This is a genomic window from Microbacterium phyllosphaerae (assembly GCF_017876435.1).
Lineage (GTDB): Bacteria > Actinomycetota > Actinomycetes > Actinomycetales > Microbacteriaceae > Microbacterium > Microbacterium phyllosphaerae.
Genome location: NZ_JAGIOA010000001.1, coordinates 3,405,288 through 3,420,198, shown reverse-complemented (window position 1 = coordinate 3,420,198; position 14,911 = coordinate 3,405,288). Strand labels below are relative to the sequence as shown.

The following is a 14,911-nucleotide window of genomic DNA, read 5'->3' as shown; positions in this document are numbered from 1 at the left end:
GGATCGTCGCCGGCGACTCGACGCCGGACACGCCGCTCCGTACGCGCAGGGACGCGTCGGCTAGCCTGGCCGCATGCCTGAGTGGATACCGGACGTCCTCGGCGACGAGTTCGAGCAGCTCACGCTCGAGCTCACCGATGACGACGAGGGAGCGGTCGTCGCCACCCTTGTGCGCGCTCTGCCGGGGGAGCGGAGCTGGTGGGATCGGCTGCGCGGACGCCGTCGCCCTCTTGACGACGTCGATGTGCTCTACGTTCACGGGTGGTCGGACTACTTCTTCCAGAAGAGGCTCGCCCGGTTCTGGACGGCCAGAGGCGCGCGGTTCTTCGCGCTCGATCTGCGCAAGTACGGTCGCAGCCTGCGCGAGGGGCAGACGCCCGGGTACATCACCGACCTCGCCGCCTACGACGAGGACATCGCCGCAGCACTCGAGGCGATGGGACGCAGCGCCGACGGATCCACCTCCGGCCGGCGTCTGGTGCTTCTCGGGCATTCGACCGGGGGGCTCACCCTGAGTCTGTGGGCGTCACGGCATCCGCTTGCCGCGTCCGCTCTGATCCTGAACAGCCCGTGGCTGGAGTTCCAGGTCGCGTCCGCGCGGCCGCTGATCGCGCCCGTGGCCGAGCTGCAGGCGCGCTGGGCGCCGCGGGAGGTCGCTCCGCAGGTCGATCTGGGCTTCTACACGCGAGCGCAGCAGGAAGTCGCCGACCCGGACGATCCGGTGGAGGTGAATCCCGTGTGGCGGCCTGCGCAGACGATGGCCGTGCACGCCGGCTGGTTCCATGCGGTGCTCTCGGGGCACGCCGCAGTGGCCGCGGGGCTGACGATCGACGCGCCCGTGTGCGTGCTGCTCTCGGCGCGTTCTGCGACGCCCACGCGGTGGTCGGAGGACCTCACGCGGGCTGACTCGGTGCTCGTCGTGGACGACATCGCACGTGCGGCGCTGAAGCTCGGCCCCTCGGTGACGGTCGAGCGCATCGACGGTGCGCTGCACGACATCTTCCTCTCTCGCCATGAGGCGAGAGAGGAAGCGTATCGCCGCCTCGACCGCTGGGTCAGAGGCTGGTCGGCCGCAGCCGGTGGTGATCAGACGTAGTGCATCAGCCGAGCGAGACGCTCGGCATCGTCTGCATCGCCGCGCAGCACCGCGAGCCGGAAGTCCCGATAGACCTGGAGCATGCGCTCCCGGTCGTCGTCGGGCACGGTCCAGCCGCGGAGGTTGCGGAACAGCGCCATGCTCGCGTCGTTGATCAGCACCTGGTGCTGGACGTTGCGACTGCGCTCGCTGAGAAACGAGAACACCGCCCACCGTGTATGGGAGATGCGCACGTCATCGTCGAGCGCCGTGAACATCTCCTCGACGAGGTCGGCGAGGGTCTCGCGGTCGTGCTGCGTCATCCGTGCGATGCCCATGCGGGCCGCCATTCCCGCCTGATACCCCGCGAACTCGAGCGTCTGCTCCACGGTCTCCGGAGTGACGGCTGTCACCTCGGTGTATCGGCTCGGGTACATCGTCACGAGCCCGAGGCGCTCGAGGCGCTGCAACGCCTCTCGCACCGGAGTCCGCGACACGTGCAGTTCTTCGGCGACGTCGACATCGCGGATGCGATGCCCCGGTTCCAACACGCCGTCCACGATCTGCGCGCCGATGTGCTGGAACACCTCCTCGGCCAAGAGCTGCTTGCTTTCTCGAATGCTCGTCATCGAACTGTTGCTGTTCATGGATTGCCCCCAGTTGCTTTCCAGATCCGAGCCCCCCATGATGTGCCCGGACGGCCACTACATCACGAAGTAGATCGCGATGCCAACAATCCACAGGCGCATTTTCCGGCGGGGGCGTGAGCCCTCGTGGGAGGTGTGTCGTCGCGGGATTCGTACAGGTGATTTTCTATGGCCGGCGAGCGTCGGAGACACTCGCCGGCCATAGACGATGGCGCGCACGGAGCTGCACTGCGCCCAGTCCCCACAAGGCGAGGACCGCGTTCCGCGAAGCCGCGGAACAGGGTCCGGCAGCGCGTCATGCTTCGCCGTATCGTCTGTCGCATCGGGACGCGACAGCATCAAGTCTCCGGCACCCACGCCCATATATCGGAATGGGATCTGCGGGGACACACAGAGAGGGGGCGGATGCCACGCATCCGCCCCCTCTCTGTGTGCGTGACTCAGCGGTAGTTTATGAACTGCAGATCGAGGTCGAGGTCGGAGCCCTTCAGCAGCGCGATCACCGACTGCAGGTCGTCGCGGCTCTTGGACTGCACGCGCAGCTCGTCGCCCTGGATCTGGCTCTTCACGCCCTTGGGGCCCTCGTCACGGATGATCTTGTTGATCTTCTTCGCGTTCTCCGACGAGATGCCGTCCTTGAGGGAGGAGACGATCCTGAACTCCTTGCCGCTGGCGAACGGGTCGCCGGACTCGAGGCTCTTGAGAGAGATCCCGCGCTTGATGAGCTTGCTCTGGAACACGTCGAGAACGGCGTTCGCGCGCTCTTCCGTGCCGGCGATGATCAGGATCTGCTCGCCGCTCCAGGCGATCGACGCGCCGGTGCCCTTGAAGTCGTAGCGCTGCTCGATCTCCTTGCGCGCCTGGTTGAGGGCGTTCTCGGCCTCCTGGTGATCCACTTTCGAGACGATGTCAAAGGAACTGTCAGCCATACGCAAAGTGTATCGATACCGCTGATTCCACGCCTCTTTGGAAGCGTTTCCACAACGTTTCATCGCCGAGATCACGGTCACAGCTTGGTATCGACCTGCATTCTCGTTGCAGATCCCGTCGATATCGTTGCATACTGTAAGCGCTTGCAGTACCGCAGGCCACCAGTACTCAGAGAGGCACACACCAATGAAGGTGAACAAGAGGGGCATCGTCGCCGCCGGCGTCATCGCGATCGTTTCGACTCTTTCCCTTGCCGGTTGCTCGACCGCGACGAACGGCGATGACTCGTCGGGCGCCGAGAGCGGCGGAACGCTGACCGTCTGGGTCGACGCGGAGCGCGTCGACGCGCTGCAGGGTGCGGCCGACTCGTACGAGGAGAAGACCGGCGTCAAGGTCGAGCTCGTCGGCAAGTCCGTCGACGACATGAAGGACGACTTCATCCAGCAGGTGCCGACCGGCAAGGGCCCCGATGTCGTCATGGGCGCCCACGACTGGCTCGGCGAGCTGTCGACCAACGGTGTCGTCGCACCGCTCGAACTCGGCGACTCGTCGGCGGACTACCTGCCCGTCGCCCTCCAGGCCGCCACCTACGACGGCACGGTCTACATGCTCCCGTACGCGGTCGAGAACATCGCCGTGCTGCGCAACGCCGACATGGTTCCCGAGGCGCCCACGAGCTTCGACGACATGGTCTCGAAGGGCACGTTCGTCGTCGAACAGGGTGCAGAGGGCAACCCGTACCACCTGTACCCGTTCCAGACCGCTTTCGGGGCTCCCGTCTTCGGCACCGACGACTCGGGCAGCTACGACTCGACCGACCTCCAGCTCGGCAGCGACGGCGGCTTCGCCTTTGCCGACTGGCTCGCCGCGCAGGGCGCAGCGGGCACGCTGAACACCGACATCGACGGCGAGATCGCGAAGCAGCAGTTCCTCGACGGCACCGCGGCCTTCTGGCTGACCGGTCCGTGGAACGTGGGCGCGGCCACCGATGCCGGCATCAACGTCGCGATCGACCCCGTCCCCAGCCCGACGGGCGAGACGGCCTCGCCGTTCGCCGGTGTCAAGGGCTTCTTCGTCAGCTCCGAGTCGAAGAACAAGGTCGCCGCGAACGACTTCCTCGTCAACTACATCGGCACCGAAGAGGTCCAGCTCGAGCTGTTCAAGGCCGGAAACGTGCTGCCCGCCCTGACGGCGGCGGCGGACACCGCGGCATCCGACCCGATCATCGCCGGCTTCCAGGCCGTCGGGGCCGACGCCGTCCCGATGCCGGCCATCCCCGCCATGGGCTCGGTCTGGGAGTTCTGGGGTGTCGCCGAAGCGGCGATCATCAACGGCTCGGACCCGAAGACGACGTGGCAGAAGCTCGTCGACGACGTGACCGCAGCGATCAAGTAGCACACAGCACGATCCCTGCCGGGGCGGACGTCGTCCGCCCCGGCAGCTCGACGACGGGGACGAGATGACAGAACTCGCTGAGCCCACGGCTCCATTGAACAAGCGCCAGCGCCAGGCGGCGAAGATCGCCGACGCGGCATCCGGACCGATCGGCTGGATGCTGCTGAAGATCCTGCTGCTGGCGGTCGTCGACGCGATCGCACTCTATGCGGCGTTCGTGCTCTTCGGCCAGCAGGAGTGGCTGGTGCTCGGCCTCGTGGTGGCCGTCACGGTCCTCGTCAACTACATCTACTTCTCGCGCAAGCGGGTCCCGGCGAAATATCTCACGCCGGGGATCATCTTCCTGATCATCTTCCAGGTGTTCACACTGCTGTACACGGGGTACATCGGCTTCACGAACTACGGCACCGGGCACAACGGCACCAAGGATCAGGCGATCTCCTCGCTCCTGGCCTCCTCGCAGGAGCGGGTCGAGGACTCCGCCACCTACCCCGTGACCGTCGTCGAGCAGTTCGGCACCTACGGCCTCCTCGTCACCGATCCCGAATCCGGCGATGCCCTGCTCGGCACGGCCGAGCAGCCGTTGGCCGAGGTGGACGCGGACTTCGAGGGCGGCCAGGCGGTCGCGGTCGACGGGTGGAACACGCTTCCGCTCGCGAAGGTCTTCACGCTCTCCGCCGAGCTCGAGAAACTCTCGGTGCCGTTCAGCGACGACCCGAACGACGGCAGCCTCCGAGCCCCCGACGGGCAGAAGGGGTATCTGTACGTCTCGAGCCTCGAGTACGACGCGGATGCCGACACCATCACCGACACGACGACCGGCGCCGTCTACGCCGACACCGGCGAGGGCGCGTTCACCGCCGAGGACGGCGCGGAGCTGCTGCCCGGATGGCAGACGACGGTCGGCTTCGACAACTTCGTGCGCGCGGTCACCGACGAGTCCATCCGCGGGCCCCTCATCTCGGTGACGATCTGGACCTTCGTCTTCGCGCTGCTCTCGGTCGCGACGACGTTCTTCCTCGGGCTCCTGCTCGCACTGGTCTTCAACAACACGCGGATGCGGTTCCGCAACGGCTACCGCATCATCCTGATCCTCCCGTACGCGTTCCCCGCGTTCCTCTCTGCGCTGGTCTGGGCGGGCATGATGAACGAGAGCTTCGGCTTCATCAATCAGGTGATCTTCGGCGGGGCGGACATCCCGTGGCTCAGCGATCCGAACCTCGCCAAGGTGTCGGTGCTCCTGGTGAACCTCTGGCTCGGATTCCCGTACATGTTCCTGGTCTGCATGGGAGCGCTGCAGGGCATCCCCGAGGACGTGAACGAGGCCGCCGTGATGGATGGCGCGAACCCCTGGCAGGTGTTCCGCCGTATCAAGCTGCCGCTGCTGCTCGTCACCGTCGCACCGCTGCTGATCTCGTCGTTCGCGTTCAACTTCAACAACTTCAACCTGATCTACATGCTGACCAAGGGCGGGCCGCGGTTCGACGATGTGAGCATCCCCGTCGGACACACCGACATCCTGATCTCGATGGTCTACAAGGTGGCGTTCACGGGGCAGTCCCGCGACTACGGCCTCGCATCCGCGTTCACGATCCTGATCTTCATCGTGGTCGCGACGATCTCGATCATCAGCTTCCGCAAGACCAAGGCCCTCGAGGAGCTGAACTGACATGAGCACCACGGATACGCGCACCGCCGCACCCGTCACGGTCGAGCGGAATCTCGGCCCCCGTCGTCGCTCGATCGGCGCCTGGTTCGCCGACACCGGGTGGCGCCATGTCGTCGCCATCATCGTCAGCGCGTTCGCGCTGTTCCCGCTTCTCTATGTCGTATCGGCGTCCCTGAACCCGCGCGGCACGCTGACGGGATCCAACCAGCTGTTCTCCGCGTTCGGCATCGACAGCTATGTGCGCATCCTCAGCGATCCGCAGAACCCGTACGGCCTGTGGTTCCTGAACACCCTGATCATCGCGGTCGTCACCGGAGCGTCGACCGTCTTCATCGGGGCTCTCGCGGCATATGCCTTCTCGCGTATGCGCTTCGCCGGCCGTCGCATCGGACTCGTCACGATCGTGGTCGTGCAGATGTTCCCGCAGCTGCTCGCCGTGGTCGCGATCTTCCTGCTGATGTCGACGCTGGGCGACTGGTTCCCGGCCATCGGTCTGAACACTCACACCGGGCTCATCCTCGTGTACCTCGGCGGCGCGCTCGGGGTGAACACCTACCTGATGTACGGCTTCTTCAACACCCTGCCGATGGAGCTCGACGAGGCGGCCCGCATCGACGGCGCGGGCCACGCGCGGATCTTCTTCACGATGATCCTGCCGCTGGTCGCGCCGATCCTCGCGGTGGTCGCGCTGCTGTCGTTCATCGGCACGGTGAACGAATACGTGATCGCGAGCGTCATGCTCGTCGACGTCGAGCAGCAGACCCTCGTGGTCGGCCTCACCAAGCTCGTCGCGAACCCGCGGTACGCGGACTGGTCGGCGTTCTCGGCCGGCGCCGTGATGGCGGCCGTTCCGGTGATGATCCTGTTCCTCTTCCTGCAGCGGTACATCGTGGGCGGTCTGACGGCGGGCGCGACGAAGGGCTGATCCTCCGTCATCCCGGTGCAGGCGCCGAGCGGGACGATGCGGCCATCGGTAGCGTGCGTGACATGCTACCTTGTGATGCATGACAGCTGACATCGGCGCGCAGATGCGCAAGGGCGTCGTCGAGTACTGCGTGCTCGGCCTGCTCTCGCGCGAGCCCATGTACGGCTGGCAGCTGTCCGACGAGCTCACCCGTGCGGGGCTCATCGCCAGCATCGGCACGCTCTACCCCCTGTTGGGGCGGCTGCGCGACAACGGCTGGGTCAGCACCTTCGACCTGCCGTCGGAGAGCGGACCGGTGCGCAAGTACTACCGGCTCACGGATGCGGGGACCGAGCAGCTCGCCCGGTTCCGCGCGCAGTGGGCACCGTTCGCCCGTGTGGTCACGGGCATCGTGGGAGAGGGAAGATCATGACCCGGACCAGTGCTGACAGCCTGCGCGACGACTATCTCGCGCGGCTCGACGAGGCCATGCGCGGACTGCCGCACGGCGTGGCCGCCGACATCCGTGGCGGTATCGCCGAGGAGCTCGACGGGCTCGATCCCGCCCAGACGGCCGAGCGGATCGGGCGCCTGGGCGACCCCGGCGCCATCGCCAGGGAGGCCCACGACGCATGGCGCGGAGAACACGTGGGGGAGGATGCGGTCGCGCCGGTGCCCCGCGTGCCCGCGACGAGCACGCGAGGGTACGCGATCGCGGCGGCCCTCACGCTGAGCTTCGGCGGCATCGTGCTGCCGATCGTCGGGTGGTTCGTCGGCGCGGTGCTGGTGAGCCTCAGCAGCCTGTGGAAGACGGGGGAGAAGGTCATCGCCATCGTCGTCCCCTTCGCGCTGTGCACGCTCTCCGGCATCCTCATCTCCGGGCTGGGCTTCGCCAGCTGGTCGAGCAGCGGCAGCTCGACCGGCAGCGGCACGGGTGGCGGCGCGGAGGTCATGAACCCTCTCCTGCCCACCTGGTACGACCTGATCTGGTTCGGAGCGATCGCGCTCGGCATCATCCTCATCCCGCTCTCGGGTCTCTGGCTGCTGTGGCGACTTCGCGGCCGCACCGGGCGCTGACGAGGGGTCGTCGTCGGCGTTGCGCCGGGCGACCGTCTGATCCTGGCTCTAGCCTGAATGCATGACACGGGTCGCGGGGCGCAACGTGGCGATCAGCTGGATCGCCGGTGTGCTGTGTGCCGGGGTGGTCGCCGCCCTGGTCTGGTTCTCGATGCCGATCATGCCCGTCATGACCGCCTTCGTCGGAGACGCGCTCCGCTCCGTCCTCCCCTGACGCGCCCGACGTGCCGCCGCCGCCCGATCCGAGGTGGCTCACGGGCTGGGCGACACGTCGGCACGCCTCCCTCGGGGCGCGGGGGCGCGGCGGTAACCTCGCAGAGCACACATCCGATGAGAGGCGCACCCCATGAGTGACCCCGAGGTTCCCCAGCCCGAGCGGCCGAAGGACGTCAACGACGTCGTCGACAGCGCGAACGCTGGACTCGACGCCGCCGCCGCAGCGGGTGCCGGTGTTCCCGGCGCGCCCGCGAACACCGCCGACGAGGCGCCCGCCGTCACGACGAGTCCTGCTGTCGACCCCGACCTGGCCGCGTTCGAAGCGGCTGAGAACGAGCACCCCGGCACCTTCGCGACTCCGGAGCTGAACGACCCGAAGTACCTCGACGACGACACCACGTCGACCACGTCGTCGTGGAACTCCGATGCCGATGCCACCGCCGTGTACACGCCGCCGGCCGCATACGGTTCGTCCGCCCTCGCGGGATCCGCGTACTCGTCGGCCGACGACACCGAGACGCGCATCGTGCCCTCGGAGCCCGCCGCCGCCGAGCCGGTGGTCGCGCCGACCCAGCAGCAGCAGCCGATCTTCGTGCAGGCCCCCGAGCCTCCGCGCGAGCGCGGCAACCGCGGAACCGCAGGGGGCATCGGCCTTCTCGCCACGCTCGCCTTCGCGATCCTGTACCTGGGTGCGACGCTCGGGCTCGGCGCCTTCGCCGGCGACGTCACGACCGAGAACATCGGCGAAGCCGCGTTGGCGCCGCTGACGACCTGGGGCTTCTGGGTTCCCGTCGTCGTGTTCTTCCTCGGATTCTGGCTGCTCGGCGCCTTCATCAACCGCGGACGCTGGGGCCTCTGGGTCGTGTTCGGCATCATCGTCGGGCTGATCGCCTACGGCGGCCACATCCTCGGTGCGCTGTTCGAAGCCCCGTTCTGGCTGCTCACCGCTCGCGAGGGCAACGACCTCGTCGGTTCGCAGCTGTTCCACCCGCTGGCGATCGCCGCATTCGTGTTCGCCCGCGAGCTCACGATCTGGTTCGGAGCCTGGGTCGCCCGCAGCGGTGCCCGCAAGACCGAGCTCAACGCCGAGGCGCAGCGCGAGTACGAGCGCACGCTCGAGGCCGGCCCGACGCTGTCGAGGTAGTCACCACCATGTCATCGCCGAACCCCCGCGGACCCGAGTCCGCGGGGGTTTCTGCTCTTCTGGCGCTGGTGCTCGCGACCATCAGCTTCTTCGCCCTCGCGGTCTTCGGGCTCGGCGCCGTCAGCATCGTGACCGACAGCGACATCATCTCGGCCCCCGGGCTCGGGCAGGTGCCGGGCGCGGTCGGGATGCTGGTCGCCGTGATCGCCTTCGCGCTCGGGCTCTGGTTGGCCCTGCGGCGACCGCATCCGTCTTTCCTGGCTGTGCCCGGCATCGCGGTCGGGACGGCTCTGGCTCATCTGATCGCCGTCTGGATCGGCGTGGCCACGGCGCGTGGCGACCTCATCGTCGCGACGGCGGTCGCCGGCGACCTCGTCCGAGGGGGAGCGAGCGCGGTGCTGCTGGCCGCCGCCGCGGTGGCGGCCTGGGGCGGTATCGCGCTCCGGCGCACCCGCGCGGAGCATCCTCGGTGGCCGTGGGAGCGCGACGACGAGGAGTGACGCCCCGCCGTCATGCCGGAAATCGGCGTGGAGAGGCCGCGCGCCCCGTACGCTCTACGTGTGGAGCGCTCGTTGGAGACGCAGGTCGACCAGGCCGTCGAGGCCTGGCTGCGCTGGGTGCCCCGGTGGGAGCCGGCCACCCACCGCGGAAGGGTCGCGCCGTGCCGGAGGTGTCTCGGTTCCCCGATCCTCTCGGCGGCGGGCATCGGAGCCAACACGCCGCACGGCGTGCAGCACGGACTGTCGACGCGGATCAAGACGATCGTCGATCACGCCGTGGCCGAGTACACGGCGAGGAACCTGCCGATGCTGCAGCGCGAACTCGATCAGCAGGCCGCCCGCAACCGTGCTCGCAGCTACCGCCCGGCCGACGGTCTCGATCCGGAGTTCGACGGTCTGCCACTGGATCCGGAACCCGTTCCCGGCGCCCCGTTCCTCTTCACGATCGCCGGTCTCGCAGACGACGCGACAGCCGACCTTCCGCCCCTCCCTCCGCTGAGCGATGAGGCCAAGGTCGCGCTGCGCCAGGAGGTCGCACTCGCCGACGAGTACGCGAACATGGTGGGCCGCGAGATCTGCACCATGCTGCTGCGTCATCGCATATACATCCAGGCGGCGATCTCGCAGCACGTCGAGCCCCAGATCGAGGCGCTGCTCGCCGAGCTCACCGACTCGCTCGATTCTCCGTTCGACCCCGACCAGTCCTAGCTCCTGAGTCTCCAGGGACGAGGCCGGTGACGGCACTCTGCGCCAGCCTGCGGATCCGCTGAGAGACGTCCGCGCAACTGGCGATGGGAGCAGAGCGTGGGTATCGTTTTTCGATAGATACCCATTGGCGATCGATAGGGCTACCCATGCATCCTCGTGTCTCTCGCGTTCTCAAGGCGCTGATCATCGTGCTGCTCGGACTGCTCCTGGCCAGCCAGACCCTGGTCATCCCCGAGGTCGCCCGTATCACCGCGATCCGCAATCCCGACGTCGCGCAGCTGGAGGTCCCGGGGATCATCGGCGCGGTGGTCTTCATCGCCCTGATCGAGGTGACGCTGGTGTGCATCTGGTTCCTCCTCTCGCTCGTGCAGGAGGACCGCATCTTCCGCGTCGAGGCGTTCCGGTACGTCGACATCATCCTCGGCGCGCTCGTCGCGGCCGGCGCGATCATCCTCGTCTCGTACATCGTGATCGTCGCCAGTCGGGCCGTCTCGCTGTCGCTGTCGCTGCTCGCCGTCCTGGGGATCGTCGTGAGTGCTGCACTCGCACTTCTCGTGGTCGTGCTTCGCGGTCTTCTGCGCAAGGCTCTCGAACTCGAGCAGGACATGTCGGAGGTCGTCTGATGCCGATCGTCATCGACCTCGACGTGCAGCTCGCCATCAAGAAGATGAGCGTGCAGGACTTCGCCGACGCCATCGGCATCACCCCCGCGAACGTGGCGGTGCTCAAGAACGGCCGGGCGAAGGCGGTGCGCTTCACGACTCTCGAGGCGATCTGCCGCGTGCTCGACTGCCAGCCGGGCGACATCCTGCGGTGGGTCCCCGAGTCCGAGGAGCAGTGATGAGCGTCACATCCATGAACCGGTCGGGTGCGTCCGCGCCGTCGACCACCTGGGGCGAGTCCGTCGCCCTGCGGCTTCTCGACGGCACGACCTGCCCGGTGTGCACGGGGGTGTTGGTCGACGGATGCTGCAATCGATGCCGCTCCGACCTGCGCGGCGCCATCGGGATCGAGGTGTGGAACGCGTCGCTCGCCGCCGCGACGGCGATGCGCGCTCGCGACGCCGTGCTGGAGCGTGTCCCCGTGGTGTGGGCGTCAGCCGACATGGCGACCGCGTCCGTGGCGGATGACGCGTCGTCGCCCCGGGCATCCGCCGTCGGGCCAGGGGCGACCGTCGACGGGCCGGAGACGGCATCCGCGGAACCCCCGCAGCCTCCGCCGGGTTCGTCCGGAACCGACTCGGCGGCATCGCCGCAGAGCAGCGCCACGCTCCAGTCGGTGCTCGCGACGGCGGGAGCGGGACTGTTCGCCGTGGCGGCGATCGTGTTCACCTACTTCAACCCCGACCTCGCCGATCGCGCTCTGCGCAGCGTGATCGTCGGTCTCATCACCCTGCTGTTCCTCGGGGGAGCCTGGCTGCTGTCCCGCCGGGGCCTGCGCTTCTCCGCCGAGGCGGTGGGCGGCCTCGGACTGGTCTTCGCCGGACTCGACGTGCACGCGATCGCCCAGCTCGCCGCACCGGAGGTCGACCCCTGGCTCACGGCCGCTGTCGTGTCGGCCGTCGCCGCGATCGTGATGCGGGGTGCCGGCGCGCAGCGCGGGATCAGGGTCTGGCAGTGGACCGCGGTGGTCACGCTGTCGCTCATCCCGGGCATGCTGGGTGCGGCGGGAGCGACGACGCTCGCGGGCGTGGCGGGCGCCGTCGGGGTCGCCTTCGCCGCGGCGGCGATCATCGAGTCGATGCGTCCGCCGAACGTCGAGCGCATCACCCTCGTGGTCGTGCAGTTGGTCGCGAGTGCGAGCGCCCTCGTGCGGGTGTGGCGGATCGATCTCGGGAGCGAGACGGCGTTCCTGCTCGCCGTGAGCGGGCTGCTCGCGCTGATCGCGGTGCATGCCGTGATCGCGGCTCGACGGGTGCTCGGTGCTCTGTGGGCATATGTCGCGGGGGCGACGGGGTCCGCGGCGGGCGTGCTTCTCGTGTACGCCATCCCCGGCATCCGGGAGCTCGAGGTCTCGTGGCACTTCGCGATCATCCCGGCTGCGGCCTCGGTCATGCTCGTGCTGATCGGCGCGGTCGTTCCGCTCCCCACACGGGTCCCCCGCGGGTTCGTGGCCGGGGGAGTGCTGTCGGTGCTCGCACTGCCGGCCCTCGCTCTCCTCGCCGCGGCGGTGATCACCGGTATGACCACCGTCGGCGGGTTCCTCCGACAGATGGACGGGACGGATGCTGTCGGCATCGCCGGTGCGGGGGCACCTCTCGGGCTCGCGGCCGTCTGCGTCGGACTCCTCGTGTTCGGCCGTCTCGCGCGCGGACGCGACGGCATCCGGTCACTGGCTGTGCCGTCGGCGCGGCTGTCGCTCGTGTCCGGTGCGCTCGCGGTGCTGGTTCTCGGCTGCAGCGGACTGCTGGTGCTGCCTGCCGCCGTCGCCGTCCTGACGGGTGCGGTCGTCGCGGTCGCCGCGGTGATGGCGCGGACACCGGAGCGCACTGCGGGCAGAGGCATCGTGCCCCTCTTGCTCATCGGCGCCCATCTCGCTCTCGTCGCCTCGGTGATCGTCGCCTGGCGCGATGCATCCGCCGTCCCGCTCGCGGGCATCGCGACGCTGATCGCGCTGGGCGCCCTCGCCGCCGCACGTCCGGCCGCCCGGCGGTTCCTCTCCGTCGGCATCGGCTTCGCATACGGGCTCGTCCTCGTCGCGACGGCGCTGGGCGAGAGCGGTGTCGGTGGCATCGCCCTCCTGTGCCTGACGGCATCCGCAGGGCTGCTCGTCGCGATCTCGGCGACGTATCTGCCGCGCATCGGTGCGCGTTCCTGGCAGGCGATTCTCGTCGTCTCCGCCGTCCCGTTCGGCATCGGCGTCCTGCAGGTGGTCGAGGAGCGCAGCGGCTGGACCGCGCTCTCGACCGGTCTGATGTTCGTGCTGGCGCTGACGCTGCTGCTCACGCGCCGCCCAGGACTCACACGCCTCGTGCGCACGGCTGCGGCGGGGATGCTCGTGCCGACCCTCGCGGTCGTGGTGGTCTGCCTCGGAGCCCAGCTGCTCGACTCGAGCGGATCGCCCGTGGCTCTCCCGATCGTCGCGGTGCTCGTGGCTCTGGCCCTGGCGTCGTCGACGTCCGTCCGCGCAGCGCTCGTCGCGAGAGGGCACGCGGTGTCGACCGCCGGTGCCGCTCGTGTCGCGATCGAATCGTCGGCGCTGCTGACCGGGATCATCGCGACGGGCCTGGCGGTCGGCCGCGAGGCGGCAGGATTCGGTACCGCGCTGATCGTGCTCCTCGTCATCGGGATCGGTGCCGTCGCCGCAGCCCTGTTCGCCGGTCGCCGCTATGCCTGGGGCGTCGCCGGTGCCGCATTCACCGGGGCCCTGTGGTGCGTCTGGGGAATCGTCGGCGTCGACCTGCTCGAGGCCTACCTGCTCCCGCCGACGCTGGGTGCCGCACTCGTGGCCGTGTTCCTCACGATCCGCGGCAGCAGGGCGACCGCGCTCTTCGTCACGGGGCTGCTCGCCGCGATCGGACCGATCCTGGCGATCGTCGCCCTCGTCGAACCGGATGCCGTCAGCCAGCAGGCGGTCTCGTGGCGGGTGGCGGCGCTCCTCGCCGCCGCATGGACGCTGCTCGCGCTCGAGGTCGTGGTGCGTCGGGCGCACCCCGGCTCGCGGATGCACAGACTTCGAGCGCTGCGGATCCCGACGCTCGTCGCGGCGGGTCTCGCGGCGGTCGCCGGGCCCCTCCAGGGCATCCGCATCGGACTCGGATGGGACTTCGCACGCCTGCACGGGCTCGGGCTCTTCCTCGCCTGCATCGGCATGAGCGCGATGGGCGCCCTGGTGCTCGCACTCGCCGCTCGCGCGATCCGCACCGCTGCGGGGGAGAGCGCGCCTCTGCGGACGACGCGGTGGCTGGGGGCGCCGGCCGCCCTCGCGCTCGCCGCGGGCACCTGGACCGCGATCGAGCGCGACTGGCTCTCGATCTGGCCCATGTGGATGCTGATGCTCGGCTACCTGATCGCGATGGTCGCGACCGCCCGCACGGGGACTCGGGGAGGAACGACCGCCCCGCCGGTGTGGTTCCTCTTCTCGATCGCGTTCGTCACGGCCGTCGGGGCGTGGAGCCCGCGCGATCTGCGGGTCGAGTGGTTCTCGCTTCCGCTCGGCGCATTCCTCCTCGCTGCCGGTGCGCTCGCGCTGCGACGGAACCCCGATGAACGGCCGGTGCGACGAGGAACTCCGAACAGCTGGCCCGCCGGCTGGACCGGGTCGTGGGCGCTGCTCGCGCCGGGCATCGTCACGATGATGATCGCGTCGATCGTCTCGACGTTCACCGATCCGCTCACCTGGAGGGCCATCCTCGTGATGGTGCTCGCGCTCGCAGCGATCCTGATCGGATCTCGCGAGCGACTCGCCGCCCCGTTCGTGCTCGGACTCGTCGTGCTGCCGATCGAGAACGTGTTCGTCTTCTCCGTGCAGATCGGCCGCGGGGTCGAATCGATGCCCTGGTGGATCACGCTCGCGGTCATGGGAGCGGTGCTCCTCATCATCGCCGTGACGGCCGAACGCCGCACGGGGGAGAGTGGCGGCGTGGCTGCGCGCATGAGGGATCTCCGGTGACCTGGGCGCGGCGAAGCCGACTCTCATTTGACCGC

Annotated in this window: 15 protein-coding genes; 13 read left to right on the top strand and 2 right to left on the bottom strand. The window is 68.7% G+C overall.

Annotation, left to right across the window (positions count from 1 at the left end; all coding sequences use genetic code 11):
- Positions 1-73: 73 nt before the first annotated feature.
- A complete protein-coding gene (locus tag JOF42_RS16250; RefSeq protein WP_210098755.1) occupies positions 74-1,096 on the top strand; it encodes an alpha/beta hydrolase in 1,023 nt (340 codons plus the stop codon).
- On the opposite strand, the gene JOF42_RS16245 is transcribed toward JOF42_RS16250, so the two are convergent.
- Complete coding sequence (locus tag JOF42_RS16245) at positions 1,087-1,722, bottom strand: GntR family transcriptional regulator (protein ID WP_245340830.1); 636 nt, start codon at positions 1,720-1,722, stop codon at positions 1,087-1,089. The genes JOF42_RS16250 and JOF42_RS16245 overlap by 10 nt on opposite strands.
- Positions 1,723-2,162: 440 nt before the next feature.
- On the bottom strand, positions 2,163-2,651 hold the full coding sequence (locus JOF42_RS16240) for a YajQ family cyclic di-GMP-binding protein (RefSeq protein ID WP_210098754.1): 489 nt from the start codon (positions 2,649-2,651) through the stop codon (positions 2,163-2,165).
- A gap of 187 nt (positions 2,652-2,838) precedes the next feature.
- On the opposite strand from JOF42_RS16240, the gene JOF42_RS16235 reads away from it, so the two are divergent.
- The 12 genes from JOF42_RS16235 to JOF42_RS16180 all read left to right on the top strand — a co-directional run bounded on the left by JOF42_RS16235 (position 2,839) and on the right by JOF42_RS16180 (position 14,876).
- Positions 2,839-4,047: a sugar ABC transporter substrate-binding protein gene (locus tag JOF42_RS16235; RefSeq protein WP_210098753.1), complete on the top strand. Its 1,209-nt coding sequence runs from the start codon at positions 2,839-2,841 to the stop codon at positions 4,045-4,047.
- Between the two features lie 64 nt (positions 4,048-4,111).
- The gene (locus JOF42_RS16230) at positions 4,112-5,716 is read left to right on the top strand and encodes an ABC transporter permease subunit (RefSeq protein ID WP_210098752.1); all 1,605 of its coding nucleotides are present in this window, start codon (positions 4,112-4,114) and stop codon (positions 5,714-5,716) included.
- A gap of 1 nt (position 5,717) precedes the next feature.
- Positions 5,718-6,641 (top strand): sugar ABC transporter permease, encoded by a 924-nt coding sequence (locus JOF42_RS16225; RefSeq protein ID WP_210098751.1) that lies wholly within the window; start codon positions 5,718-5,720, stop codon positions 6,639-6,641.
- 79 nt (positions 6,642-6,720) lie between these two features.
- Positions 6,721-7,053, top strand: coding sequence for a PadR family transcriptional regulator (locus JOF42_RS16220; protein ID WP_210098750.1), 333 nt, complete (start codon positions 6,721-6,723; stop codon positions 7,051-7,053).
- Positions 7,050-7,697, top strand: coding sequence for an HAAS signaling domain-containing protein (locus JOF42_RS16215; protein WP_210098749.1), 648 nt, complete (start codon positions 7,050-7,052; stop codon positions 7,695-7,697). Before JOF42_RS16220 ends, JOF42_RS16215 begins: the two co-directional genes overlap by 4 nt.
- Before the next feature lie 61 nt (positions 7,698-7,758).
- Complete coding sequence (locus JOF42_RS16210) at positions 7,759-7,911, top strand: hypothetical protein (RefSeq protein ID WP_210098748.1); 153 nt, start codon at positions 7,759-7,761, stop codon at positions 7,909-7,911.
- Positions 7,912-8,043: 132 nt separating this feature from the next.
- Positions 8,044-9,057 (top strand): ABC transporter, encoded by a 1,014-nt coding sequence (locus JOF42_RS16205; protein WP_210098747.1) that lies wholly within the window; start codon positions 8,044-8,046, stop codon positions 9,055-9,057.
- 8 nt (positions 9,058-9,065) lie between these two features.
- On the top strand, positions 9,066-9,557 hold the full coding sequence (locus JOF42_RS16200) for a DUF6121 family protein (RefSeq protein WP_245340829.1): 492 nt from the start codon (positions 9,066-9,068) through the stop codon (positions 9,555-9,557).
- 60 nt (positions 9,558-9,617) lie between these two features.
- On the top strand, positions 9,618-10,265 hold the full coding sequence (locus JOF42_RS16195; protein ID WP_210098746.1) for a spermidine/putrescine ABC transporter substrate-binding protein: 648 nt from the start codon (positions 9,618-9,620) through the stop codon (positions 10,263-10,265).
- Between the two features lie 146 nt (positions 10,266-10,411).
- A complete protein-coding gene (locus JOF42_RS16190; protein ID WP_210098745.1) occupies positions 10,412-10,888 on the top strand; it encodes a DUF2975 domain-containing protein in 477 nt (158 codons plus the stop codon).
- Positions 10,888-11,106, top strand: coding sequence for a helix-turn-helix domain-containing protein (locus JOF42_RS16185; RefSeq protein ID WP_210098744.1), 219 nt, complete (start codon positions 10,888-10,890; stop codon positions 11,104-11,106). The genes JOF42_RS16190 and JOF42_RS16185 overlap by 1 nt, the downstream gene beginning before the upstream one ends.
- Positions 11,106-14,876 (top strand): SCO7613 C-terminal domain-containing membrane protein, encoded by a 3,771-nt coding sequence (locus JOF42_RS16180; protein ID WP_210098743.1) that lies wholly within the window; start codon positions 11,106-11,108, stop codon positions 14,874-14,876. The genes JOF42_RS16185 and JOF42_RS16180 overlap by 1 nt, the downstream gene beginning before the upstream one ends.
- The last annotated feature ends 35 nt before the right edge of the window (positions 14,877-14,911 follow it).